We start from the raw sequence: 25,272 nt of genomic DNA on the forward strand, positions 1-25,272 counted from the left end.
AGCACGCGACGGGGGGAAGGAAGCGTCACGGCGCGCGCGCTATCGCGGAGCGAACGACCGGGCCGCTTCCGCGATGGCTGACGGACAGCGGCCTCGTTCTCGAGGGTGGGGACTCGTGAACAGGCATCGGGAGGCGACGCGTGAAGCGGGCGCTGAAGTCCCGCCGCGGAACGAGGGGGGCATGTTCACTGAGGCGTGCCCGCCCCGGACGCGAAGGGCCCCTCCCATCCGGCGGGAGAGGCCCTTGCGTGTGGACCTGGGAGCGTGGCTACGGCGAGGGACGCGTCTTCTTGGGCTCGTCGCGCCCGGCACCGCCGGTGCCCTGCTGGCTGGCCGCTCCGGGCGTGGCGGCGTAGAGATTGTCCCCCAGCGAGTTGACGACCTGGCTGATGGCCCGCTGCGAGCGCACGCTGTTGCCCGCCTTGTCGAGCGGCGGCGAGAAGGCGGCGATGGCATAGCGACCGGGAACGACGGCGACGATGCCCCCGCCCACGCCGCTCTTGGCGGGGACGCCCGCCTGATAGAGCCACTCGCCGGTGCTCTCATACAGGCCGTTGGTCGCCATCAGCGCCAGCGTGCGGCGCGCCGTGTCCGGGCTGACGACCTTCTTGCCAGTGACGGGATTGGTGCCACCGTTGGCCAGCGTGGCGCCCATGGTGGCGAGCTGCGTGGCCGTGACGTTGACGGAGCACTGCCGCGTGTAGAGGTCGAGTGCCTGCTCCCGGGGGGAGCCAAGCACCTTGTATGAGTCCAGCAGCGCGGAGATGGACTGGTTGCGGGTGTTGGTCTCCGTCTCCGACTTGTAGACCTCCTGGTTCACCGGGAGGTCCGCGCCCGCGAAGTCGTTGAAGTTGTCGCTGAGCTTCTTCCAGCGGGCTTCGGGCGTTGCCGCCGGAATCATGCTCACGGAGGTGATGGCGCCCGCGTTGACCAGCGGATTGCCGGCGCGGTGGTCCTCGTTCATCTCGATGGCGACGATGGAGTTGAAGGGCTGCCCCGTGGCATCCACGCCAATCTTGTCCTCGACCTTCTTGGCGCCCACCTCGTCCATCAGCCGCGCCAGGGTGAAGGGTTTGGAGAGGGATTCGATGGGGAAGGGCGAGGTGGCATCGCCCACGGTGTAGACCTTGCCCTCCACGGTGACGAGCGCGAGGCCGAAGAGGTTGGGGTTCACCGTGGCGAGGTACGGGATGTAGTCCGCGTTCTTGCCTTCCTTGGTGCCGCGGAACTGCTGGTGGGCTTTCTGGAGCGCCTGCTGAATCTCCGTCTCCGTGGGCATCGCCTCGTCGCCCTGGGAGGGGCGTGCGGCCGTGGAGGCGGTGTCCGACGGCTTCGTGGCCGCCTTGGGACTCTCGGCGAGCGCGATGCCTGGCCCCGCGAGGGCCATGAGGCACATGCAGAACAACCAGCTTCTTCGACAACGGAGTGCGAGCTTCATGTCATCTCCTTCCAAGGACAAGGGCGCTTACGAGCGGACACATGACGCCCGGCTTTGGTGGTTGAGGAGTGAGGCCTCGGGGGACGCGCGGCAACTTCGAGAGCACCCGAGCAGGAGAGCCCCCGCGCCCATGCGTCCACGCGTGAGGCCAACGCCCCTCCCCGCCGTCCAGGCTTTGCCGTGGACGTGTGACGGCTACCTTGTCCGACGTCGTGCCGCACGGCGCTCCGCCGGTGCCCGTCGACAAAAAGGAAGGAGCGCCATGGCGGAGCCCATGACCTCGCTGGAGTCCGGAGTCCAATCCCACCTGCTGTCCGCGGTCTTGAATCCCGAGCAGGTCCGACTGGATGTCTGGAACCGCTTGCGGGAGGAGATGTCCCGGCTGGAGGCGCGGTATTCGGAGGGACAGGTGTCCTCCGACGAGCGCGTGGCGCAACTGCTGTCGCTCTTCGCGGAGGTCCACCCCATCGAGCGGCTCTTCGTGTTTCCGGGCGAGGCGCGCCTGCTGCGCCTGGCGGAGATGGCGCGCCGACATGACGTGGAGGAGCTGGCCGAAGAAGTTCGGCGGCTGGTGGGGTTGTTGAGCCGTCACAGGGACCGCGCCTGCCTGGTGTCGGAAGTGGATGGCGAACGGTCCGGGGCGGTGGGGGAGCTGGGGCCGGAGGGCTCGCACTACTTCACCACGCTGGTGGTGGATGACATGGAGGCCGAGGACTTCGCGCGAGTCCATCGCGGCATGGTGGATGCGCAGCGCGGGGAGCGGCAGTTCATCTACGAGCTGCTCCAGGTCCGCTCGGTGGAGGACGCGCTGGTGGCGGTGCTCGTCAATGACGACGTGCAGGCCTGCGTCGTCCGGCAGGACCTGCCCCTGCGCTCACGCTCGCCGGTGAAGCAGCTGCGCTCCACGCTGGAGCCCATCCTGGCGGAGGCGGAGCGGAGGGGTGAAGCGGCGAGCCTCGTGGTGGCGCGCTGGGTGCGCCAGCTGCGCCCGCATCTCAACATCTACCTGATCACCGACGAGTCGCTGGTGAGCCGGGAGCTGCACACCGAGCGCCTCTTCGACCGCGTCTTCTACCGGTACGAGTCCGCGCATGAGCTGAACGTCACCGTGGTGGATGGCGTGCGCGAGCGCTACCGGACGCCGTTCTTCGATGCGCTCAAGCACTATGCCTCGCGGCCCATCGGCAACTTCCACGCGCTGCCGATTGCCCGGGGACACTCTGTCTACAACTCGCGCTGGCTGCGGGACATGGGGGAGTTCTACGGCCCCAACCTGTTCATGGCGGAGTCGTCCTCCACGGCGGGCGGCCTGGATTCGCTGCTGGATCCCACCGGCTCCATCAAGGAAGCGCAGGAGAAGGCGGCGCAGACGTTCGGCGCGCAGCACACCTTCTTCGTCACCAACGGCACGTCGACGGCGAACAAGATCGTCCACCAGACGTTGCTCCAGCCGGGTGACGTGGTGCTCATCGACCGCAACTGTCACAAGTCCCATCACTACGGACTGGTGCTGGCGGGGGCGCAGCCTTTGTACCTGGATGCGTATCCGGTGCGTGAGTACGCCATGTACGGCGGCGTGGCGTTGAGCACGCTGAAGGCGAAGCTGCTGGAGCTGAAGTCGGCGGGGCGGTTGGACAAGGTGAAGCTGGTGGTGCTCACCAACTGCACGTTCGACGGGCTCGTGTATCACCCGGAGCGGGTGATGGAGGAACTGCTCGCCATCAAGCCGGACCTGTCCTTCCTCTGGGACGAGGCGTGGTTCGCCTACGCCACCTTCATGCCGTTGGCGCGCCAGCGCACGGCGATGGCCGCGGCGAAGCGCCTGGCGGAGAAGCTGCGCAGCCGCTCCTATCGCGAGGAGTATCGGGCGTGGCGCGCGCGCCGGGGGGATGGGGACCCCGCGGCGGGGGCTCGGGCGATGGAGGAGCGCCTGATGGCGGATCCGGACAAGGTGCGGGTGCGCGTGTACGCCACCCAGTCCACGCACAAGTCGCTGTCCGCCTTCCGGCAGGGCTCCATGCTCCATGTCTGGGATGAGGACTTCGAGCGGCGCGCGTCGGCGGCGCTCACGGAGGCGTACTACACGCACATCACCACGTCTCCGAACCATCAAATCGTGGCGTCGTTGGATTTGTCGCGGCGGCAGGTGAACCTGGAGGGCTTCGCGATGGTGAAGGAGGCGTTCCAGCTCGCGATGCGGACGCGGGAGCGCCTGCGGGAGGACCCGTTGCTTCATCGCTACCTGCGGCTGTTGGACGCGGAGCAGGTGGTGCCGGAGGTGTTCCGCAAGTCGGGGTTGAATCGCTACGTGGGCCCGGGCTCGGCGGGAGTGGATGACATGAGGCGGGCGTGGAGCCAGGACGAGTTCGTGCTGGACCCCACGCGCATGACGCTCTTCACCGCGCTCACGGGGCGCAATGGCTTCGAGTTCCGGAGCAAGGTGTTGATGGACCGGCTGGGCATCCAGGTGAACCACACGTCCATCAACACGGTGTTGCTGAACGCGACGATTGGCGTCACGTGGGGTTCGCTGTCCTTCCTGTTGGATGGGCTGCGGCACGAGGTGGAGCGACTGGAGTTGGCGTTGTCCCAGTCGACAGGGGTGGAGCGCCGGTTGTTCGACGCGAAGGTGCGGTCCATCACCGACGAGCTGCCGCCACTGCCGGACTTCAGTGGCTTCCATCCTGCCTTCCAGCCGTCAGGGGGCGTGGGGGAGGGAGACCTCCGCGCCGCGTTCTTCCTGGCGTACGGCGAGGAGAACTGCGAGTTCGTGCCCTTGACGGAGGCGGGCGCGGCGCTGGAGTCGGGGCGTCCGTTGGTGTCCACGCGCTTCGTGGTGCCGTATCCGCCGGGCTTCCCCATCCTGGTGCCGGGGCAGGAGGTGAGCCCGGGCATCGTGGAGTTCATGCGGAAGCTCGACGTGAAGGAGGTCCACGGCTACCAGCCGGAGCTGGGCCTGAGCGTCTTCACGGAGTCGGCACTGGAGCGCGTGGCGAGCGGCGGCGCGCGAGAGCTTCCAGCGCCACGGGCCCGAGGCACGCGTCATGCGCCAGGGAAAGGCCCGGTGCCCGCGCCGCACTGAGCAGCCGACACCGACGTCGCGCGACCCCATGAGGGGCTCCATTCCTGCCAGAGGTGGGTGCTGGAGCCTCATCTCGTGCGTCGGACACGCGTGTTGGTTCCTCCTGGGGTCCTCTTGGTTTCAGAAGAGAGGCCCATCTCGGAGGAAGCGATGAGGCCAGGTCTGGGAGGAAGCCTGCTGGTGGGGCTTTTGATGGTGGGCTGTGCGACGTCGCGGGTCGTTCACCTGGATACGGGGCAGGGGAGCCCCATCGCGTACACCCCACGGCAGCGTGTCGGCCCCGTCGAGGTTGACAGCGGCGAATTCAAGAGGGCGATGGCTCAGCTCATCCTGGACCTGCGCTTCTCGTTGCGGTCCACGGAGGCGACACGTTCGAGACTTCAACTCGTGTCGTGGGACAAGAGGACATGGGGCGCAGAGCGTGGTGGAGGGTGCACCAGCCAGTCCGTGCCAGACGAGTGCCTGACGCTTCTGGGAGATGGCTTCAGCCTCCTTGATGCAGCTTCGCGACGGAATCTGGCGTTGTCCTTTGCTTGGGATGGCGTGTGGTCGGGCGTCCAGGATGCGGTGAGGAACGTCGTCAACCCGCTGGCACTCAAGGCGATGATTTCGTCGGCCATGGCTGCCTATATGTTCCTGGTCTTGGCACCCGAGCCGCTGACCAAGTTCGTCGCGATCGCCCTGACAGCCTATGTCATCGCGTACATGGGCCTGGAGTCCTTCGAGAACCTCGTGGATGGATGGATGCGGCTCTCCTCGGAGGCGGAGCGAGCTGTGTCCCTTCAAGAGCTGGAGACGGCGGGAAGTCGTTTCGGAGCGGTGATGGGAACGAATGGCGCGCGAGTCCTCATCCTCGCGCTGACAATGGCGTTGGGTGGCGGGGCCGCGAACATCGCGACGAAGGGGCCCCTGCTGCCGGGATTCGCTCGTGCGACGTTGGCGATCGAAGCCAACGCGGGAGTGCAACTCTCCGCCGCGTTGGGAGGTGGGGTTCGTTCTATCTCGTGGGCGCCAGGCGTCCTCACGGTGGGCCTCGCCCCGACCGCGGTGGCCGCCACAGCGATGGGGGCCAACACTGGCGAAAGCGCCGGTGCATCCGTCACGGAGAGTCGACCGGAGTTGAAGCACGTCTTCAACGGAGTGAGGAACGCACCGGGCTTTCCGGCCAACTTCAAGGCTGTCCAGAATGGCACCACGCGAAACCGCGTCGACAACAAGGACCTGCTTGAGAAGTTGCGAGAAATCGAGCCCGGTGATTGGGTCAAAGTCTATAAGGACGGCTGGGTCGGTACGGACAAGGTGTCACTCCACTACTTTGAAAGCGCGTCGGGGAAGGTGTTCAACTTCAAGATGAAGCCTGGTTGGAGCAATCAATGAGTGAGTCCTCGTCAACTCGCGGGGCTTCGCTGGAGGACGTGTCGCTGCGCGCGGAAGGCGGCGATGAGGCACAGCGACTGGTGGCGATTGCCGCCCTGGGCATGTGTCACGCGCTGGCCTCGGGTGTGGTCACCGCTGCCTATGCATGTCAGCAGCTCTTGGGTCCTGCGCTCCTGGCCCGGCTGGAGACTCCCGGTGTCCATCCGGAGCTTCGTCGTGCCATCCACCTGGCGACCGAACTCGAGGACGTCGCCGACCTTGTGCCCGACAAACTGCACGTCTCCATCACGGAGATTGAGAACAAACTGCTGGCCGTGCTGTCCAGCCTCGCTTCCGCCGAAGTCACTGGCGCGAAGTGGCTGGTGAAACGGCCCGTGCCCGCGCCGCACTGAGGCGCGTACTCAGGCATGCCACGTGAGTGAGGAGTCCACCCTCGTCACGGCGGGGAGTGAGAAGAAGAACGTGGTGCCGAGGCCCGGCTGGCTTTCCACCCAGACGCGGCCACCATGGGCCTCGGTGATTCCCCTGACAATGGTGAGCCCCAGTCCGGCACCTTCCTTGTGCCGGCTCTTCGCCTGCCAGAAGGGCTCGAAGAGGTGGGTCAGGTCGTCGACCGGAATCCCGGAACCTGTATCGCTCACCGAGCAGCGAACCATGTCCCCCCACGGCTCCGCGCGCAGCGTGACGAACCCTCCCATCGGCGTGAACTTGAGGGCGTTGCCAATCAGGTTGGAGAAGAGCTGCAGCACCCGGTCCTTGTCGACGAACACGTCCGATACCTGGGGCTCGACATCGAGCTGGAGGTGGACGGAGCGGGCGTCGGCGAGCGCGCGGTGTTGATCCAGCGCCTCCTGGAGCAACGCCGCCGTCGACTCCGGCCGTCGGTCCACCGTGAGCTGTCCTCCTTGCATCCGCGCTACGTCCAGCAGGTCCTCGATGAGCGTGGTGGCGCGGATGACCGCCTTCTGGATGGAGTTCAGCGGCCGAGAGTCCGCGAGCCGCTCCTCCGGCGAGCGCTTCATCAACGTCCCCGCGCTCAGCGCGATGACATTCAGCGGAGAGCGCAGGTCGTGCGCCACGATTCTCAGCACCTCGTCGCGAAGGAGCGTGGCCTCCTCGGACTCGGCATGCAGGCTGGCGTTGTCGATGGCGAGCGCGGCGCGGCGGGCCACCTCCTCGACCAGCGCCAGGTCTCTTGCGCCATAACGCCGCCCGGACTCGGACGTGCCCAGGGCGACCACCCCGAGCGTGTGTCCTCGCGCGCTCAAGGGCACGACGATGCAGGACTGGGGCGCGAGTCTCCGCAACATGTCCAGGTGCTGGGGCTCCTCCGACGACGCCTCCAGCAACGCCAGGGGCACTTCCTCGAGCAGCAGGGCCTTGCCTGACTTGAAGACCTCCGCCAGGAGGTGGCCTCGCCGGAAGGGCGTCTGTGGATACAGGTCGAACATCGCCTCCAGGAGTCCGGACTTCTCCGGCGAGGCGGCAAGGGATTGCCTGCGCAATACCCTTCCACCCTCGTCGAGCAACGCGACGACGCAGAAGTCCGCGAGCGTCGGGACGACCAGCCGCGACACCGTGGAGAGCGTCGTCTGGGGGTCCAGGGAACTGGCGAGCCGAGGCCCGGCCTCCGCGAGCAGGAGCCAGTCGCTCTCCAGTCGCTTTCGCTCGGAGATGTCCAGGACCTGCGAGATGAAGTGCAGCGGCCTGCCCCGGGAGTCCTGAACGAGGGAGGCCGTCAGCAGCGCGTCGACCAGGTGCCCCTGCTTGTGGAGATAGCGCTTCTCCAACTGGTACGACCCCTGTTCCCCGTCGAGCAACCGCTTCACCACGAGCAGGTCCTGCTCCAGGTCTTCGGGAAAGGTGAGGTCGTGGAACGTCATCTGGAGCAGCTCCTCGCGCGAATATCCAAGGATCTGGCACAGCGCCTCGTTCACGTTCAGCAATCGTCCCTCCAGACTGACCAGGCACATGCCGATGGGCGCGTGCTCGAACGCGGCGCGAAAGAGCTCCTCTCGATTCCGACGGGCCTCCTCGGCCCGCTCGCGAGCACTGATGTCCCGGAGGATGACGACGCGCTGCTTCGTTCCATCCACCCACACGTCTGCCAGGGTGGCTTCCGCCGGGAACACCTCGCCCCCCTTGCGAAGTCCGAGGAGTCGACGGCGCTCCTCGCGCGGACTCACGCTGTCTCCCAGCGGCTCTTGCAACAGCAACCCCAGGGGCTGTCCCAGCGCGTCGCTCACGCTGTAGCCGAAGATTCGCTCCGCGCCGGTATTGAAGAGGGTGATTCGCTGGTGCGCGTCGATGGTGATGATGGCGTCGGCCGCGTTGTTGACGATGCCGGAGAAGCGCGACTCCGAGTCGCGCAGCGACTTCTCCACCCCGCGCTGGCTCGCGTCCAACAGGGACAGGGCCTTCGCGTTGCGCGCCAGGATGGCCAGGAACGCGGCCACCGTGACGAGCGCGAACACGGAGGTTCCGAAAGGGGCGGAGTGAAGCCCCAGCCGCTCGCTGAACAGCCGCAGCCCCCAGACGATCAGCGGAATGAGGATGGTTGCTGGCAGCAACCTGCGCGCCATGAGACCGCCGGCGTCATCCCGGAGCAGCACGCCCATCAGCCCCTGCCGGGGATGCACGGAGAGCACGCCGAGCGCCAGCATCAGGAACAGGAGCGCCGTGTGCAACGCCATGGGTGAATAGCTCCCGAGCCTGTCGAGCCCGGGCAGGAGCGTGAGCGGAGCGTCCTCCAGGTACACGTAGCTGATGAGCGCCTGCGCGGCGATGAGCGCGACGAGCAGCGCCAGGGGCCGGGCGGGATGCCAGCCCTCCCGTGTCCTGACGTGAAGCAGCAGCAGGGCACCGCCCATCAAACAGAGGCTCAGCGCCGTCAGGGGAGAGGGGCGACCCGGCGGGCTCGGTGACAACCTGCGCAGCGTGTTCGCGAAGAGGAGGCGGTCGATGCCCAGATCCGTTCGTGCCACGTACTGGAAGAGCACGAGCCCTCCGAGCAGGAGGACGAACAGGGCCATGGCCTGTCCGGTCGTCCGTCTGAGGCGGTTCGTCGGCTTGTCGCGCAGCAGCCAGAGCGCCATGCCCACGAGGAGCAGGCCCAGGGCCGTGTTCGGCATCATCATCCCGGCACCCGGCAGGGTCACCGCGCGGGTAAGCCGCTCGCTGGCGAGGGCCCAGCCGACCAGCGCCGTGGTCGTCACCAGGACGGCCATCAGGCACACGGCGGGGACCAGCCAGTCGAGCACCCTTTCGATTGGGTGCGGAGAGTCACTGGGGCGCGCTGCCGTCATGGGGCCGCGGTGGGTTCCGTCGCGAGGTCCGTTCAAAGGGTGCGAGCGTGGAGTTCACTCACCGCGCCCGGGATGAAACTTCCATCCAGAAACCTGGAGATGCCCCGGCGCGAGGACCAGGGCGGGGCCCCGGTCAATCCACCGCCCGCCTCATCGAGTGCCCGCCTCGGGTGGATCCTCCTGGGAGTGGGCCTCCCAGCGAATCCAGCGCAGGTCCCTCACGAAGAGGGTGTAGAGGACGGGAACGAGCAGCAACGTCAGCACCGTGGCCACGGTGAGCCCGCCAATCTGTGCGTAGCACAGCGGTTGCCACAGCGGGCCGCCATGCAAGGCGAGTGGGATGAGGCCCAGCACGGTGGCGGCCACCGTCACCAGCACGGGCCGCAGGCGGTGCACTCCCGCGTCGAGCAGGGACTCGCGCAGGGACTCGCCGCGCTCGTGAGCCTCTTCGATGTAGTCAAAGAGGACGATGATGTGACTGACGATGACGCCCATCAGGCTGATGATGCCCAGGAAGGCCATGAAGCTGAACGGCGCGCCCATGATGACCAGGGACACCAGCGCCGCCGCCGCGCCGAAGGGAAGGGCCGCGAAGACGACCAGCGGTTTGACGGCGTTCTTGAACTGGATGACGAGCATCACGTAGATGGCGACAATGAGCATGCCCAGCACGACGACCATGCTGGAGAAGCTCTTCTTCTGTTCCTCCGCCTCGCCGCCAATCTCCATCGTGTAGCCGATGGGCAGGCTCTTCTGGAGCGCATCGAGCCCGGGGCGGGCTTCCTTCAGGATTTCCGACGCGAGGACGCCCTGTTGGGGAAAGGTGGAGACGGTGATGGTGCGGAACTGGTTGCGGCGGCGGATCTTCTCCGTCTGGAGCGAGTAGGTGACGACGGAGACCTGCCGCAGCGGGACTTTTTGAGGCCCCGTGCGGGAGCTGACGTAGAGGTTCTCGATATCGCCCAACTGGGCGCGCTCCTCCGCGCGGAGCCGGGCGACGATGTCGATTTGATGAATCCCCTCGCGAAGCTGACCCACCGTCATGCCGTTCATGGCGACGGCGGAAGACGTGGCCACGTCCAGGTTGGTGACGCCCGCGAGGTTGGCCCTGTCCGGGTCCACCTCCAGCTTCACGGAGAACGTGTCACTGCCCCAGTCATCCCGGGTGCGAGCCGTCCCAGGGACGGAGCGGAAGAGGGCCTTGGCGCGCTCGGCGATATCCCGGAGCAGGGAGATGTCCTCGCCGGAGATGCGGATGGACACGGGGATGCCCACGGGCTTGCCGGTCTCCAGCTCCCGCACGTCGATGCGCGCGCCGGCGATTCGCCGTGACAGCGCCTCCTGGAACAGCGGCACCAGCACGCGGGTGTCTTCCTTGTCTCGGACCTGGACCACGAGCTGCGCGTAGTTGAACTGTTGCAGCTCGGGCGCCACGGAGAACCAGAAGCGCGGCCCTCCGCCGCCGATGAACTCCGTCACCGACTCGAGGATTTCGTGGGGCGGGTCGTCGCCCTTCGCGTGGGCCTTGCCGTAGTCCTCGGCCACCTCCTGGAGGATGCGCGTGGCTTCGCGGGCCGTGTCTCGCGTGGCGGTGAGCGTGGCGTCCTCGGGCAGCCAGACGTCCACATAGGACAGATAGGACAGGTCCTTGGGGAAGAAGGCGGACCTGACGCGGGTGCCCACCAGCGCGCCCGCGATGAGGATGACCAGGGCCACGCCGACGACGAGGAGGCGGTGGTCGATGGCCCAGCCGACGACCTGCTGGTAGCGCATCGTGAAGCCCCGCGTGCTCCGCTGCCCGGGCGCCAGCTCCGCGTGAGCGGGCGCGCGCAGGATGGTGGAGCCCAGCAGCGGGATGAACGTCATGGAGACGATGCGCGAGGCGACCAGGGACAGGGTGAGGACGATGGGCAGCGTGCGGATGAAGCGGCCCGTGTCCCCGGGCAGCGCGAGGAAGGGCAGGTAGGCGGCGATGTTGGTGAGGGTGGCGAAGAGGATGGCGGTGGCCAGCTTCGTGGGCCCGAGCCACGCGGCGATGCGCGGCTTCCAGCCCATGGACAGGGAGCGTTTGATGGCGTCGCTGGCGACCACGGGGTCATCCACCAGCAGGCCCAGGGCGATGATGAGCGACGCGATGGAGATCTGCTGGAGGTCCACGCCGAACACGTGCATCAGCCCGAAGGTCATCGCCAGGGTGATGGGGATGGACAGGGCCAGCAAGAGCGCCGTGCGCCACTCCCAGAAGCCGATGAGCGCCACGAGGACGACGAGGATGATGGCCTCGTAGAGCGACGACATGAACAGGTCGACGTTCTCCTTCACCTGGAGCGGCTGGTCCGACGTGCGACGGATGACGAGGTCCTCGGGCAGGAGTCGCTGGACGTGTGCCAGCTCCTCGCTCACCACCTTCCCGAAGTGGTCGATCTGCTCGCCGGGCCGCATGTTGACGGCGAGGGTGATGGCGCGGTTGCGGACGAAGTGTCCCTGGGCGTCTCGCGCGTCCAGGTAGTTCAGGAAGCGGGGCGGGCTCTGGTAGTCGCGGCGCACGTCCACCAGGTCGCGCAGGTACACCGGGGAGCCGCCGCTGGGGGTGGTGAGGATGTCACCCAGTTGCGTCTCGCTGGTGAGCTCGCCGGACGGGTCGATGGTGATGCTCTTCCCGCCAATCTCCAGGATGCCGCCGGGCGCGGTGATGTTGCGCGCGGAGATGATGTTGGCGAGCCCGGACTGGTTGACGCCATAGGAGGCGAGCCGCTCCTGGGAGTACTCGAGATAGATTTTCTCCGGCAGCACGCCGCTGCGGGTGACCTTGGAGACGACGGGCAGGCGCTGGAGGTGACGCTGGAGGGTGTCCGTGAAGTCGTCGAGCTGCCGGTGGGTGTAGCGGTCCCCCGCGTTCTCCGTGAGTCGCGCCCGTGCGTCCTTGGGTGAGCGCACGACGATGGGGCGCCACACGTCGGGGTGGAGCTCGGAGAGGCTCAAGTGGTCCTGGGCGAACGCGCGCAGGTGTTCCAGCAGCGCCGGGTCCTCCAGCGACGTGGCCATGTCCACGCCGATGAAGCCGGGGCTCTGGATGAGTCGGGCGTCGTCCGTCTCTGGCAGGGTGTCGAAGAACCTGCGCGCCTGGTCTCCCAGCCGCTGCATGGACGTCGCGTTGATGGCGGGTGGGAAGCTCACCACCACCGTCGCACGGGGAGCGTCGGAGGCCGCGGCGGAGCGCACTTCCTCGATGGCCCGGGCGATGGCGCGTGAGCGCAGCTCCAGCTCCACGTCGTTCGCCTTCGGGCTGGCCACCGTGAGCATCAGCGTGGCGGTGTCGCCGAAGTCCTTCAGGAACTGCACGGGGCCGGCGCCGCCAGGCAGGTCCCGTATCGTGTCGAGCCGTCCCTGGATGTCGTCGAACTCCTTGGCCCGGTCCGTCACGTCCTCCTTCAGCGTGACGTAGACGACGGAAAGGCTGGTGCGGCTGATGGACTCGATCTTCTCGACGCTGGCGTTCTCGGAGATCTTCTGTTCGATGCGGCGGGTGACGAGCTGCTCGATCTTCTCCGCCTCGGCGCCGGGCCACAGGCAGGTGGCCACCGCGACGCGCACGGCGATGACGGGGTCCTTCGCCTTGGGCATCTTGAAGTAGCCATAGACACCCCACGCCAGGGTGAACGCGAGGAACACCCAGGCCACCTGGCGCTTCTCCGTGAAGTAGCGCGCGGTGTTGTGCTTGTGGCGCACCAACGCTTCGTCGCGAGCCCGCTCCGCCTGCTCCGGAGTCGGAGGTGTCCCGGGCCCGTCGGTGGGGGCGCTCAAGGAATCACCTCGACCGCTTCACCGTCCGACAGGAGGCTGGCGCCGGTGACGACGATGCGCTCACCGGCCTGGAGCCCTTGCTTCACGGGGATGACGTTGCCCAGGTACTCGCCGAGCGTCACCTCGCGGGCTCGCACCAGGGCCTTGCCGTCCTGCTCCTGGAGGATGAACACGGCGAAGCCGTCCGGCTTGCCGGGCGCGCGGACGATGGAGGACAGCGGCACGAGCAGCTCGGGCTGGAGTCGGGCGGAGCCTCCATCGCGCAGCGACAGCGCGGCCACCATGCCGGGCTTGAGTCGCTGGTCGGCGTTGGGGATGGAGACCTCCACGGCGAAGACGCGACTCTTCGGGTCGGCGGAGGGGGCGATGCGGGAGATGCGTCCCTCGAACTGCTGGCCGGGGAAGGCCTGGGTGATGACGGCCTGGGGCGCACCGAGTCGGACATTGGGCAGCAGGGTGTCCGGGACGCCGAACACGACGCGGACGGTCTGCGTCTCCGCGACGGAGAAGGCGACGGTGCCGGGCGCGGCCAGCGCGCCGACCTCCACGGCGCGCTTGAGCACCACGCCCGTCAACGGCGAGCGCAGCTGGGTGTCGTCGAGCGCCGTGCGGGCTTCGTCCACGCGAGCCTGGGCGACGGCGGCGGCCGCGGCGGCGCTGTCTCGCTGGGTGCGTGCGGCGTCGAGCTGCGCGGGTGTCTGCACTTCGGCGTCGACGAGCTTCGTCGTGCGGTCGAAGTTGATCTGCGCCTGTTCCTGGGCGGCACGGGCCTGGGCGAACGCCGCGCGGGCTTCGGTGAGCTTCTGCGAGTAGTCCGTCTTGCGCAGCGCCGCCAGCTCCGTGCCCTCGCGGACGTTGTCGCCTTCCTGGAGGATGCGGGGGCGGCCGTCGACATCGCGCACCTTGGCGATGGACTCCACGTAGCCACCGACCTTGAAGGCCAGGTCCACTCGGGTGGCCGGCTGAATCTCCGCGGAGAAGCGCGCGTTCGCCGTCGTCCCGGCGCGGCCCACGGTGGCGATGCGCACCGCGGTGGGAGGTGCGGGAGGAAGCTGACTTCGTCCGCAGGCGAGCCCGAGCAAGGCCCACCCGAGGAGAGTGAAGGCCTGGAACGACATCCTCATGGTGCGGGCTCCTGCGATGCGGCAAGCGTGTTGCGTGAAGGACAGCCCCGGAGGACCGGGGCCATCTCGTGCGAAAGCTCACCACGCTGAAGCGGCGTCTCGGGTGTGGGTACGGGGTGGTGGGCGTTGCGTGTCACGCGCTCGACAGGGATGAGCGCGGGGATGCTCAGAGGACGACGAGCAGCCCGAGTGAAGCTGTCGGGTAGACCTGCCGCAGCTTCAACTCACCGGCGGTGACGCGAAGGGCGCGAGTGTCCGTGAAGGTGAACCCAGGCCCGCCGCGCGCCGTCAGTCCGAGCCGCCCGGCCCCCGGCCGCCACATGACGCCCACCGCCGGCTCCAGGAACGCCGTGGTGCTGGCGCCCTGCGACGGGCCCTTGCCGGAGCGGGCCACGAACTCCTCGAAGCCCGCGGTCACGCCCACGAACGGACGCAGTGCCCCATTCGCGAGCGTCAACACCGTGTAGCGCGCGTCCGCGCCCACCGCGTAGTTGAGCTTCACCTCGCCCAGCTCCGCCCCGTCGAAGCGCGTCCTCACGCCCACCGTGTTGCCCCACTGGCCCGCGCGCGTCATCAGGCCGAAGGAGAAGGGCCCGTCGAACGACGGCGAGATGTCCAGCCGGATGCCGTACATGGACGCGTCCAGGGCGGGCGGCTGGAACTCCAGCAGCACCGCGCCTCGCCGCTCCCGCTCCTGCGGAGGAATCCGCTCCCCGGCGTCATCGGCCAGGGCCGGCCCCCCCAGCAATGCCACCGACGCCAGGACCGCCTTCAGGGCTCCTCGTGACTGGATTCGCATCGTGCTCTCCTCTTAGTCGTTCGACTAAATTAGTTACACGACTAACTAAAGCCGGGCTCGAGGGATGTCAAGGCGACCGGGCAGCCGGGGTGGGGCACCCTTGCGGGTAGGTGTGTGGCGTCCTATGGGGGACAGATGGCCCGTCCACGCAGCGCAAAGACACCGTCCAGTCCTCCCCCGGAGCCGGCGGCCCCGGGCGTGCCGGATGCGCGGGAGCGCCTCATCGCCGCGAGCTCACGCGTGCTCGCGGAGCGTGGCTACGACGCGACGACGGTGAAGGAGGTGGCGCGCGTGGCGGGGGTGAACCAGGGCCTGGTGCACTACTACTTCGGCAGCAAGGACGCGCTGCTGCTGGCCGTCACACGCGAGCACAGTCAGCAGTACGCGGAGGAGCTGCGCCAGTTGCGGGAGGAGACGCCGCTGGAGCAACTGGCGGACACGAGCTTCGCATGGGGAGAGAGTCACCTGCGCGAGTCACCCGCACAGTTCCGCCTGCGCTATGAGCTGTTCGCGTTGGGGCTGCGCAATCCGGAGCTGACCTCCGCCGTCGCCGAGCTCCAGGCCCAGGGCGACATGGAGGTGGCGCGGACGGTGGCCCTGTACCGGGGTGGGGACGCGGCGAAGCCGGAGCCCACCGACCTGCACTACGCGGTCATCATCAAGGCCTGCTTTGATGCGCTCGCGCTCCAGGCGCTGTTGGATCCGAAGTTCGACGCGGCCCCCATCTACGCGCTCTTGAAGCGCATGGTGCTGTCGAGCGTGGATGGACCCGGGAGCGCGAAGCCCGCGCGGCGAGGGACCAAGGGGCAGGCACGGCGAGGGAAGACTCCGGCTCGCCGTCGTCGGGTGCCTCGGTCGCCTCGCTAGAGGGCGGTGCGTTGTCCTGGCGTGAGGAACCTCACGCGTCGGTCTCCGCGAAACGCGGCGCGTACGTCGGCCTCGGTGGAGAGGGGCTCGAAGGTGCCGTAGTGCATGGGGATGATGAGGGAGGGGCGGAAGTACTTCCGGATGGCGAGCGCCGCGGTGCTCGGCCCCAGTGCCCAGCGTCCACCACCGGCGGCGAGCAGCACGATGTCCGGATGGAAGAGCTCCTGGATGAGCGACATGTCGCCGAAGAGCCAGGTGTCTCCCGTGTGGTAGAGCGAGCGTCCGTCCGCGAAGGTGAGCACGTAGCCCAGTGGCCTGCCCCCGGGCTCTGTCGAGTGCATGGCGGGCACGGCATGGACCTGGATGTCGCCGATTGTGAAGCCACCGCCCACGTTGACGCTGTGCTGCTGCGCCTCGGGAATCTTCATCGCTCGCAGGTGCTCACCGGTGGTGACCACGAGGGCACCTGTCACGCGGGCCAGCTCGGGGACATCACCGGCGTGGTCACCATGCGCGTGCGTCACGAGAATGGCCGCGGGTTTCTCCTCGGCGTAGCGGGTGAGTGACTTCCACTCGGTGGGGGTGCTCGGGTTGTCCTTCAACCAGGGGTCGATGAGCAGGCGCGTGCCTCCGGGCGAGATGACCTCGAACGCGGCGTGGCCGAGCCACGTCACGCGAAGTCCGCTGGAGGGTTCGAGGGTGGCACTCACGGTGGACGTGGGCCGGGGCGCCGACGCGAGTCCGTTGACGGGAGGCGCTGCTGGCGCGACGACACCGGGCGGAGGCGCCTTCACGGTGACGGCGGCCGACGCTGGCGAGTCCGAAGCAACGCGCACCGGCGGCTCGACGACGTCGGGGCGAGGCGCCTTCACGGTGACGGTGGCCGGCGCTGGAGTGCCCGAGGCCGCGTGCACCGGCGGCTCGACGACACCGGAACGCGAAGCCCGCGCGGTCGCGGCTGGTGCCGGCGTGGCGGAGGTGGGCATCGCGAGCGTCAGTGAGAGCAGCAAGCACGGCATGAAGGGGTGGGGGCGGCGCATCGACACTCCTCGGTCGAACGGGCTCGCGACCGTGGAGGCGCGAGCCGTCATGGGGTGTTCCGAGGAATAGAGGGAGGCTGGCGTGCGGGGCTTGGGCGTTATTGACGTTGAATCGCCCGCGCGTACTGGCCCGGAGTCATCCCGACGATGCGTCCGAAGTGGCGGTTGAGCTGGCTCTGGTCATAGAGCCCGACCTCCGCGGCGACAGTGCCCGCGGCGAGTCCTTGTGCGAGCAGCGTCCTCGCCCGGGCTACGCGCAGGTGCGTCACGTACTCGTGCGGTGGAAGTCCCAGCTCCGCGCGGAACACACGCAGCAGATGGAACTTGTTGAGTCCCACCGCGGACGCGAGCGTCTCCAACTCCACGTTCAGGGTGAAGCTCGCGTGCAGGTACTCGCGGGCGCGTGACACCGCGGCGCGGTGTGGGGCAGGGGAGGCCGGGGGCTTCGTCTCTCCGTACTCGGTGAGCAGGGCTTCGAGCGTCTCCGCCACCAACGATTCGCACTCCAGTGTGTCCTGCGTCCTCCGGGCCAGTGCGTCATGGAGCGCGAGGGCCGTGAGTTCCGTGCGGCCCTCGCCCTGGGACAAGGCGGTGCGCAGGTGGGGCGTCGCCGCGAAACCCAATTGGAGCGAGGCCTGTCGCACCAGCGCCGGCGAGAAGGCGACGGACTGCGCGGTGACAGGCGCGTGGACTCGCTCGTCGCGGTGAACCTCGCCCGGTTCCTTGAGCTTGATCCGACGTCCGGGGCCATGTGTCCAGGTGCGCTTGCGGTACCAGAAGTCGAAGGCACCCGCGTACGTCACGGTGAGGCCGTAGGCAGTGGAATGTCCCGTCCACAGGCGGGTGTCATTCTCCACTCGGACGACTTGCACGTCGGGAACCGAGAGAGGGCGCCAGGTGATGACGGTGGCGGGGCGCGCGTGTGGCATGGTGTTTCGTCCTTGATGCTTTCTATCTCACGTTTAGGGTGCTTCACGAGGTAAGGGGCGTCGTGACAGTCGGGGGGGCGCGCTAAAAGCGCTGAACCGGGCCTTTTCTGGCGGCCTACTGGGCCGGAGGATGGAGACATGCCAGGAGCCACAGGCGGTCAGAGCGTGGGGGGCGCACGCATGGGGACGGATGCGGAGGGCGCGTTGCGCGCGGTGCGGTCGCTCGTGGAGCTGGACGAGACGGAAGAGGCGGCACAGCTCTACGAGGAGCTGGGGGCCTCGCAGCGCGAGCGACTCCGAAAGCAGGCGGCGCAAGGGCCGGTCAAGGAGCGGCGGGGTCTGGTGGAGGTGCTGCGCCGAGCGCGCGACTTCCTGGGCGCCGCGCGATTGATGGATGGCAGCGGCGACGACGCCGCGGCCGCGGACCTCTACGTCCAGAGTGGCCAGTACATGGAAGCGGCGGAGGCGTGGCTGCGCGCGGGAGACTCCGAGCGAGCCGCCGCGGCCTTCGAGCGGGGCGGAGCCCTGGAGCGCGCGCTGGAGGTCTATCGCGGCCTGGGGGCGCGGGAGTCCATGGCGCAGTGCCTGGTCCGGCTCAAGCGGCTCTTCGACGCGGCGGAGCTCTACCGTGAGCTGGGCCAGCCGCACGCGGAGGTGGAAGCCCTGGGCGGTGTGACGCCCGAGGACCCTCGCTACATCGAAGCGGTGCTGCGCATGTGCCGGCTGCTGGACGTGGAGGGCTTCACGCACCAGGCGCTCGCCGTGCTGGTGGACGCGTTGGCCAGCTCCGAAGTGGCGCGCTCGGAGCCCGCCATGGTGACCGAGCGGGCACGGCTGCTGCGGCGCATGGGGATGAACGCGGAGGCGGAAGCCGTGCTCGGCCGACGCAACGCGACCAGCGCCACGCCGGTGGCCAACGGCTATCGCTTCCTCAAGGCCATTCCCATCTTCAGCGAGCTGACCCTGGAGGACATGAAGGACCTCTACCGTCAGGCGCGGCAGGTCGTGCTCGCGCAGGACTCGGTGGTGCTGGAGAAGGGCGAGCCGGGGGTCGGGTTGCTCGTGCTCCTGGAGGGGACGGTGGACGTCTTCAGCGGTCCGGAGGCGGATGCCCGTCAGCTCAACTCGCTGGGGCCGGGTGCGTACCTGGGAGAGATTTCGCTGGTGCAGGACGCACCGGTGTCCGCCCACGTGCGGGCACGCACGGCCGTGCGCGCGCTGCGCATCAGCCGTGCCGCCTTCGAGCACTACCTGGACACGCACGAGGCCGCCGCGCTGCGCATCTACCGCCTCTTCACCCAGAACCTCGCGGAGCGGGTGCGTGCCCTGAGCACCTGACGTCGCGACGGCACGGCGTCACTTCCAGGCGCAGCCCTTGATCTTCTTGCAGAAGGCCGAGTTCGTGGCCTTCTTGCAGTCCATGGCGATGCCCATGCACATCTTCGAGGCGTACGAGTAGGAACAGCCGGGCTGGCTGTTGCAGAAGACGCTCGAATACACACCGCAGAAGGTCGCCTTCCCGGTGCACTGGCCGCCGCCTTCGTTCGCCGCCGTGTCCTCCGCGGCCTTCTGCGTCCCGTCCTTGGGGGGCGACTCCTTCACCTTCCCGTCCGCCGAGTCCTGGGGCGCGGGGGTGGCGGGTTTCGCCTGGGTATCCTTGTTTTTTGTGTCGGAGGAGGGCCCCTCCGCGCTGGCGGGAGCACAGGCGAGCAGCACCGCGGTCGCCAATCCCATGACGAGTCCCAGCCGCTCTGCGTGGCGAAGCATATGCCGTCCTTTCGGCGCGGAGCCCGGTAGCCCCGCCGTGGTTTGAACAGGCCAGTGTAGAGGACTCCTTCCGGGCGTGGGGGTGGTGGCGTGCTCGGCGGCCTGCCTCACCCAAGGAGGTGGGTCCTTTTCGCGCGACTGTCATCGACGGGGATGGCTCGCGCGGATAACATGCCGGGCTTCATGGCCAGGCAGGATGGCGCCAGCGAAGATCCCGACCGGGGGCGGCGCATCGGAAAGTACGAAATCCTCACCCGCCTCTCGATGGGCGGAATGGCGGAGCTTTTTCTCGCCTTCACCTCGGGACCGGGCGGCTTTCGCAAGTTCGTCGCCGTCAAACAGATCCTCCCGGACATCAAGAAGGACGAGCAATTCGTCCAGATGTTCCTGGATGAGGCGCGAATCACGGCGGCGTTCTCACACGCGAACATCGGGCAGGTGTTCGACCTGGGCGAGGACGGCGGCGAGCTGTATCTGGCCATGGAGTTCCTGCCCGGGCAGAACCTGGAGCAGGTGGTCAAGGCCTCCACGCGGCAGCAGTACGGGTTGCCACTCGGCTTCATCGGGCGGGTGATTCGCGATACCTGCCTGGGGCTGCACTACGCGCACCACTTCACGGACCCCTCCGGGCGTCCGGTGTCGGTGGTGCATCGCGACGTGTCTCCGAAGAACGTGATGCTCACCTATGACGGGGTCGTCAAGGTGATCGACTTCGGCATCGCCAAGGCGCGCGGCCGGCTGGGCCGTACGCAGGTGGGCACGGTGAAGGGGACCAGCGGGTACATGTCCCCGGAGCAGGTGCGTGGCCATGGGATGGATGGCCGCAGCGACTTGTTCTCCGTGGGGGTGATGCTGCACGAGATGCTCACCGGCCAGCGGCTGTTCAACGGTCCGCACGAGGCCGCGGTGATGCTGCAGATCGTGGAGGCGAACGTCGTCTCGCCCCGCGCGGGCAACCCGGACATCCCGGAGGCGCTGGACGCAGTGGTGATGCGCGCGTTGTCGCGCGACGTGGCGCAGCGCTTCGCGAGCGGCCGGGAGATGGCGCGCGCCATCGAGGCGGCGCTGGGGCCGGAGCTGTTCGACGAGGACGGCATCACCGAGGTGATGGGCGCGCTGTTCCAGGAGAAGCGCCAGAAGACGCGCACGCTCCTGGAGCTGGCCAGCAGCGCCGAGGACGCCCGGGTGAGCGAGGCTGCCGGCGCGCTGCAACAGGATGAAGTGGCCGAGCCCGGAGCCGCCACGCGGGTTCCCACCCCGCGAGCGAAGCTCCCGCCAGCAGGGCCCTCTTCGACGGCGGTGCAGAGCCGCACGGACGTGAGCAGCGCGCCCAAGCCGGTGCCGCAGCGACGTCCAGCGGCGCCGACGGACTCGGAGCTCTCCACCCGAGTGGGTGTGGGCAGCGCGCCCAAGCCGACGCCGCAGCGCCGGCCCGCCACGCCGACGGACCCGGAGATACCGACGCGCGCGGGTGCCGGCAGCGGGCCCAAGGCCGTGCCGCAGCGAAGGGCCGCGTCCGAGCCCAACTCGGCGACGCCGCGCAAGCCTCGGCTCGCCCTGGAATCGGGGCTCTCTCGTACGCCCCGGCCCCGACCCGAGGAGTCCGCGGAAGATGGGGAGTCTCTCGACGAGCCGAGCGACCTCTCGACGCAGCAGTTCCGCACCCGTCCGCCGCGTCCCGGAGCGAATCAGGCGGGCGCGCGGGCGGGGCGTGGCGCCACGCGAGGTGACGCGGAGCGCTCGGATACGCCTCGGCAGACGCCCGTCGCCAAGGCGCCGTCGCGCTGGATGGGGCGGCTGGTGATGCTGGTGGTCCTGGGCGGGTTGGGCTGGGCGGCGACGCTGCCCTCCGTCCGCGCGCAGTTCCTTCCCGCCGTCGACTCCGCGAAGGCCTGGGTGAAGGCGGAGTTGGATTCGCAGCCCTCGAAGGACCCCGCGGCGGAAGCGCCGTGGCCTCCTCAACAGAAGCCGGGCCCGCCGCCGGGCTTTCCTGGCACGACAGCCCCGGTGGACCCACGTCCGGGGGCCCAGGCCGCCGCGCAAGAGCCCGCACCGGAGCCCGTCGAGAAGCAACCCGCCGCACCGGAGCCGTCTGGCACGCCCTCGGTCCGCACCGCGTCCGTCACGTCCCCGCGCAAGGGGAAGGATGCCGCGACGTCACCGACCGGGAAGGGTGTGGCGGAGGCCTCCGGCAAGCCCACCCCGCGCCGCGCCGAGAGCAAGGCCAAGGATGTGCCCGAGCCGGTCACCACCGTGACGCAGGACCCGGACATGTTGGCGGAGGTGATGGACACCAGCACGCCCAAGGGCGCGGCGAAGGCGGGCCTGGGGTGGATCACCCTCTACACGGTGCCTCGGGCCGCGGTGTTCGACGGGGCCACCCAGTTGGGGACCACGCCGCTGCTGAAGTTCCCCCTGCCGGTGGGAACCTACAGCCTGAGGTTGGTCGACCCCACGGATGCGGAGGCGGCGAGCCGTCGTTTGTCGGCGCCCGTGCGTCCCGGCGAAGTGACCAAATTGCAGATTCGACTGGCGGACCTCCCCCTGTACAAGGAGTGAGCGCCGTCCTTGACGCCCCCGGACCCCCTCACTAGGGTCCGCGGGCTCTTCCTTCGACGCAATGCGAGAAGGACACCCAAAGCTATGTATTTCCAGGATCTGATCTTCACGCTCCAGAAGCACTGGGCCGACCAGGGCTGCATCAACACGCAGCCGTACGACCTCGAAGTCGGCGCCGGCACCATGGCTCCGTACACGTTTCTTCGCGCGCTCGGTCCGGAGCCCTGGAACGTGGCGTACGTGCAGCCCTCGCGGCGCCCCGCGGACGGCCGGTTCGGAGAGAACCCGAACCGCCTGTTCCAGCACCACCAGTTCCAGGTCATCCTCAAGCCCGCGCCGAAGAACGTGCAGGAGCTGTATCTGGAGTCGTTGCGGAAGATTCGCATCGACCCGCTCGAGCACGACATCCGGTTCGTCGAGGACGACTGGGAGTCCCCCACGCTCGGCGCCTGGGGCCTGGGCTGGGAGGTGTGGTGCGACGGGATGGAGGTGACGCAGTTCACCTACTTCCAGCAGTGCGGCGGCTTCGACTGCAAGCCCGTCTCCGCGGAGCTCACCTACGGGTTGGAGCGCATCTGCATGTACCTGCAGAACGTGGAGAACGTCTTCGACATCGAGTGGGTCAAGGGCGTGAAGTACCGCGAGGTGTTCCACCCCAACGAGGTGGAGATGAGCAGGTACGCGCTCCAGGAGTCGGACGCGGGCATGCTCTTCGCTCTGTTCGACGCGTACGAGAAGGAGTGCAAGCGCCTCATCGAGCGTCAGCTGCCGCTGCCGGCGTATGACTTCGCGCTGAAGTGCTCGCACACGTTCAACCTGTTGGATGCGCGCGGCGCCATCTCCGTCACGGAGCGCGCGGCGTTCATCAAGCGCGTGCGCGACAACGCGCGGCTGTGCGCGGAGGGCTACCTCCAGATGCGCGAGCGGCTGGGTTACCCGCTGTTGAAGACGCCGTGGACGGTGGGAGAGCAGCCGGCCCTCCTCGAGGGCAAGCCCGCCAGCGAGTACTGGAAGACGGTGCAGCTCAACAAGCCGGTGGAGAAGAAGGAGAAGGCGGAGGTGGCTCGTGGCGCGTGACCTGCTGCTGGAAATTGGCGCGGAGGAGATTCCCGCGTCGTTCATCGGCCCCGCGCTGGAGGACCTGCGTCGCTTGTTGACGGAGCGCATGGCGGAGGCGCGCCTGAAGCACGGTGAGGTGAGCGTCTACGGCACGCCCCGGCGGCTGGCGGTGCTGGTGCGGGACGTGGCGGACTCGGGCGAGGACGTGGTGAAGGAGGTGCTGGGGCCCAGCGCCAAGGCCGCGTTCGACGCCGAGGGCAAGCCCACCAAGGCGGCGGAGAAGTTCGCCGAGAGCCTCAAGCTGTCGGTGGACAAGCTGGGCCGCTCGCAGACGGCGAAGGGCGAGTACCTGTCCGCGCGCGTCGAGGAGAAGGGGCGTCCGGCGGCGGACACGCTGAAGGACGCGCTGCATGTCGCGGTGCACTCCATCAACTTCCGCAAGTCCATGCGCTGGGGTGACGTGGAGGCGTCCTTCGCGCGGCCGGTGCAGTGGCTGGTGGCGCTGCTGGGCGGCGACGTGATTCCCGTCGTCTTCGGCGACGTGAAGAGCGGCCGCACCACCCACGGTCATCGGTTCCTGGCGCCGGGCGCCATCGAGCTGAAGGCGCCCGCGGACTACGAGGCCGCGCTGGCGAAGGCGAACGTCGTCGCGGACATCGCGAAGCGTCGCGCGCAGTTGGTGGAGAAGTTGGCGGCGGCCGCGAAGGCGGCCGGCGGCAAGCTGCTGGAGGACGAGGGATTGGTGGACCAGGTGACGAACCTGGTGGAGCTGCCGAGCCCCGTCGTCGGGACGTTCGAGGAGCGGCACCTGGACCTGCCCCCGGAGGTGCTGGTGCAGGAGATGAAGAGCCACCAGCGCTACTTCTCGCTGGTGGACGGGGCGGGGAAGCTGCTGCCCAAGTTCATCGCCGTGTCCAACACGCCCGTGCGCGACGAGCAGCTGAGCCTCCGCGGCTACCAGCGCGTGCTGCGCGCGCGTCTGGCGGACGGCCGGTTCTTCTTCGACGAGGACCGCAAGACGCCGCTGATGGACCGCGTGGAGAAGCTGGGCCGCGTGGTGTGGCAGGGGCAGCTGGGTACGTATCTGGAGAAGGTGGAGCGCTTCCGCACGTTGGGCGTGTGGTTGGCGGTCCAGACGAAGCGGGCAGGGGAGAGCGCGACCATCGAGCGCGCCGCCACGCTGGCCAAGGCGGACCTCGTCACCGGCATGGTGGGCGAGTTCCCGGAGCTCCAGGGCGTCATGGGCCGCGAGTACGCGCGCGCCAGTGGCGAGCCGGAGGCGGTGGCCCAGGCCATCTTCGAGCACTACCTGCCTCGAGGCGCCGAGGACGCGCTGCCCACGCAGGACGCGGGCGCGCTCATCGGCATCGCGGACCGGCTGGACTCGCTCTGTGGCATCTTCGCCATTGGCAAGGCGCCCAGCGGCGCGGCGGACCCGTTCGGGCTGCGCCGGGCGTGCATCGCCATCATCCGGCTGGTGCTGGGCCGGGGCTATCGCTTCAGCCTGGCGGGAGCGGTGGACGAGGCGCTGCGGCTGCTTGCGCCCAAGCTGACCAACGTCAAGCGCAAGGCGGGTGATGCCGCTCCGCGCGAGCAGGTGCTGGAGTTCTTCCGGGGCCGGCTCAAGTCGCTGTGGGGCGAGCAGCACCGCACGGACGTGGTGGAGGCGGTGCTGGCGGCGGGGTTCGACGACCTCGTGGCCGCGCACAAGCGCCTGGAGGCGTTGAGCCTCATCGTCGGGCGCGCGGACTTCCAGCCCCTGGCCGTGGCCTTCAAGCGCGTGGTCAACATCGTGGAGAAGCAGGGCCGCGACGTGGCGGGCGGGCAGACGCAGTCCCAGAAACTGGTGGACGACGCCGAGCGTCAGCTCCACTCCGCCTTCACCCAGGCCCGCAACTCCGTGGCGGGGTTCGTCCAGTCGGACGACTTCTCTGGCGCCCTGAAGGAAATCACCGGTCTGAAGCCCGCCGTGGACACCTTCTTCGACAAGGTGATGGTCATGGCCGAGGACAAGGAGCTCCGGGAAAACCGTATCCGGCTCCTCACGGAGATTGGCGCCCTGTTCAACCAGGTGGCCGACTTCTCGAAGATCCAGGCCGAAGCGGCCGCCTGACCGCCGTCT

The 25,272-nt window shown here is 68.4% G+C and carries 16 protein-coding genes; 8 read left to right on the top strand and 8 right to left on the bottom strand.

The genetic code is table 11. The features are described from left to right. Nucleotides 1-268: 268 nt before the first annotated feature. The gene (gene glsA / locus HUA78_RS43250; protein ID WP_174478854.1) at nucleotides 269-1,438 is read right to left on the bottom strand and encodes a glutaminase A; all 1,170 of its coding nucleotides are present in this window, start codon (nucleotides 1,436-1,438) and stop codon (nucleotides 269-271) included. A 262-nt stretch (nucleotides 1,439-1,700) separates the two neighbouring features. Between glsA and HUA78_RS43255 the strand changes: the two genes are divergently transcribed. The 3 genes from HUA78_RS43255 to HUA78_RS43265 all read left to right on the top strand — a co-directional run bounded on the left by HUA78_RS43255 (nucleotide 1,701) and on the right by HUA78_RS43265 (nucleotide 6,289). Then, nucleotides 1,701-4,520 (top strand): aminotransferase class I/II-fold pyridoxal phosphate-dependent enzyme, encoded by a 2,820-nt coding sequence (locus tag HUA78_RS43255; RefSeq protein ID WP_217440171.1) that lies wholly within the window; start codon nucleotides 1,701-1,703, stop codon nucleotides 4,518-4,520. A 447-nt stretch (nucleotides 4,521-4,967) separates the two neighbouring features. Then, nucleotides 4,968-5,897 carry a hypothetical protein gene (locus HUA78_RS43260; protein WP_174478855.1) on the top strand — a complete coding sequence of 310 codons (930 nt, stop codon included), beginning with the start codon at nucleotides 4,968-4,970 and terminating at the stop codon, nucleotides 5,895-5,897. Then, nucleotides 5,894-6,289, top strand: coding sequence for a DUF3969 family protein (locus tag HUA78_RS43265; RefSeq protein ID WP_174458988.1), 396 nt, complete (start codon nucleotides 5,894-5,896; stop codon nucleotides 6,287-6,289). Before HUA78_RS43260 ends, HUA78_RS43265 begins: the two co-directional genes overlap by 4 nt. 9 nt (nucleotides 6,290-6,298) lie before the next feature. Here HUA78_RS43265 and HUA78_RS43270 read toward each other — a convergent pair whose 3' ends face one another. The 4 genes from HUA78_RS43270 to HUA78_RS43285 form a co-directional block, all read right to left on the bottom strand. Further along, nucleotides 6,299-9,157, bottom strand: a complete 2,859-nt coding sequence (locus HUA78_RS43270) for a PAS domain S-box protein (protein WP_371745803.1) — start codon at nucleotides 9,155-9,157, stop codon at nucleotides 6,299-6,301. Nucleotides 9,158-9,352: 195 nt separating this feature from the next. Next, nucleotides 9,353-13,006, bottom strand: coding sequence for an efflux RND transporter permease subunit (locus HUA78_RS43275; RefSeq protein ID WP_174478857.1), 3,654 nt, complete (start codon nucleotides 13,004-13,006; stop codon nucleotides 9,353-9,355). Next, the gene (locus HUA78_RS43280) at nucleotides 13,003-14,130 is read right to left on the bottom strand and encodes an efflux RND transporter periplasmic adaptor subunit (protein WP_174462390.1); all 1,128 of its coding nucleotides are present in this window, start codon (nucleotides 14,128-14,130) and stop codon (nucleotides 13,003-13,005) included. Before HUA78_RS43280 ends, HUA78_RS43275 begins: the two co-directional genes overlap by 4 nt. Nucleotides 14,131-14,296: 166 nt before the next feature. Further along, nucleotides 14,297-14,929, bottom strand: coding sequence for a hypothetical protein (locus HUA78_RS43285; RefSeq protein WP_174478858.1), 633 nt, complete (start codon nucleotides 14,927-14,929; stop codon nucleotides 14,297-14,299). A 135-nt stretch (nucleotides 14,930-15,064) separates the two neighbouring features. Between HUA78_RS43285 and HUA78_RS43290 the strand changes: the two genes are divergently transcribed. Then, the gene (locus tag HUA78_RS43290) at nucleotides 15,065-15,796 is read left to right on the top strand and encodes a TetR/AcrR family transcriptional regulator (RefSeq protein ID WP_174478859.1); all 732 of its coding nucleotides are present in this window, start codon (nucleotides 15,065-15,067) and stop codon (nucleotides 15,794-15,796) included. Here HUA78_RS43290 and HUA78_RS43295 read toward each other — a convergent pair. Both HUA78_RS43295 and HUA78_RS43305 read right to left on the bottom strand, forming a co-directional pair. Beyond that, the gene (locus tag HUA78_RS43295; RefSeq protein ID WP_217442828.1) at nucleotides 15,793-16,836 is read right to left on the bottom strand and encodes a metal-dependent hydrolase; all 1,044 of its coding nucleotides are present in this window, start codon (nucleotides 16,834-16,836) and stop codon (nucleotides 15,793-15,795) included. The genes HUA78_RS43290 and HUA78_RS43295 overlap by 4 nt on opposite strands. A gap of 98 nt (nucleotides 16,837-16,934) precedes the next feature. Beyond that, the gene (locus tag HUA78_RS43305) at nucleotides 16,935-17,765 is read right to left on the bottom strand and encodes a helix-turn-helix domain-containing protein (protein WP_174478862.1); all 831 of its coding nucleotides are present in this window, start codon (nucleotides 17,763-17,765) and stop codon (nucleotides 16,935-16,937) included. A gap of 138 nt (nucleotides 17,766-17,903) precedes the next feature. Here HUA78_RS43305 and HUA78_RS43310 point away from each other — a divergent pair, with 138 nt between their 5' ends. After that, nucleotides 17,904-19,103 (top strand): cyclic nucleotide-binding domain-containing protein, encoded by a 1,200-nt coding sequence (locus tag HUA78_RS43310; RefSeq protein WP_174467384.1) that lies wholly within the window; start codon nucleotides 17,904-17,906, stop codon nucleotides 19,101-19,103. Between the two features lie 18 nt (nucleotides 19,104-19,121). Here the strand turns inward: HUA78_RS43310 and HUA78_RS43315 are convergent, their stop codons facing one another. Next, a complete protein-coding gene (locus tag HUA78_RS43315) occupies nucleotides 19,122-19,532 on the bottom strand; it encodes a hypothetical protein (RefSeq protein WP_174478863.1) in 411 nt (136 codons plus the stop codon). A gap of 153 nt (nucleotides 19,533-19,685) precedes the next feature. On the opposite strand from HUA78_RS43315, the gene HUA78_RS43320 reads away from it, so the two are divergent. From HUA78_RS43320 to glyS, 3 genes are all read left to right on the top strand, one after another. Next, nucleotides 19,686-22,091, top strand: coding sequence for a protein kinase (locus HUA78_RS43320; RefSeq protein ID WP_371745804.1), 2,406 nt, complete (start codon nucleotides 19,686-19,688; stop codon nucleotides 22,089-22,091). Between the two features lie 84 nt (nucleotides 22,092-22,175). Beyond that, nucleotides 22,176-23,168 carry a glycine--tRNA ligase subunit alpha gene (gene glyQ / locus HUA78_RS43325; protein ID WP_141648943.1) on the top strand — a complete coding sequence of 331 codons (993 nt, stop codon included), beginning with the start codon at nucleotides 22,176-22,178 and terminating at the stop codon, nucleotides 23,166-23,168. Then, nucleotides 23,158-25,263, top strand: a complete 2,106-nt coding sequence (glyS, locus tag HUA78_RS43330) for a glycine--tRNA ligase subunit beta (RefSeq protein WP_174478864.1) — start codon at nucleotides 23,158-23,160, stop codon at nucleotides 25,261-25,263. The genes glyQ and glyS overlap by 11 nt, the downstream gene beginning before the upstream one ends. Nucleotides 25,264-25,272: the final 9 nt, after the last annotated feature.

It is taken from the genome of Myxococcus sp. CA033 (assembly GCF_013336625.1).
Lineage (GTDB): Bacteria > Myxococcota > Myxococcia > Myxococcales > Myxococcaceae > Myxococcus > Myxococcus llanfairpwllgwyngyllgogerychwyrndrobwllllantysiliogogogochensis.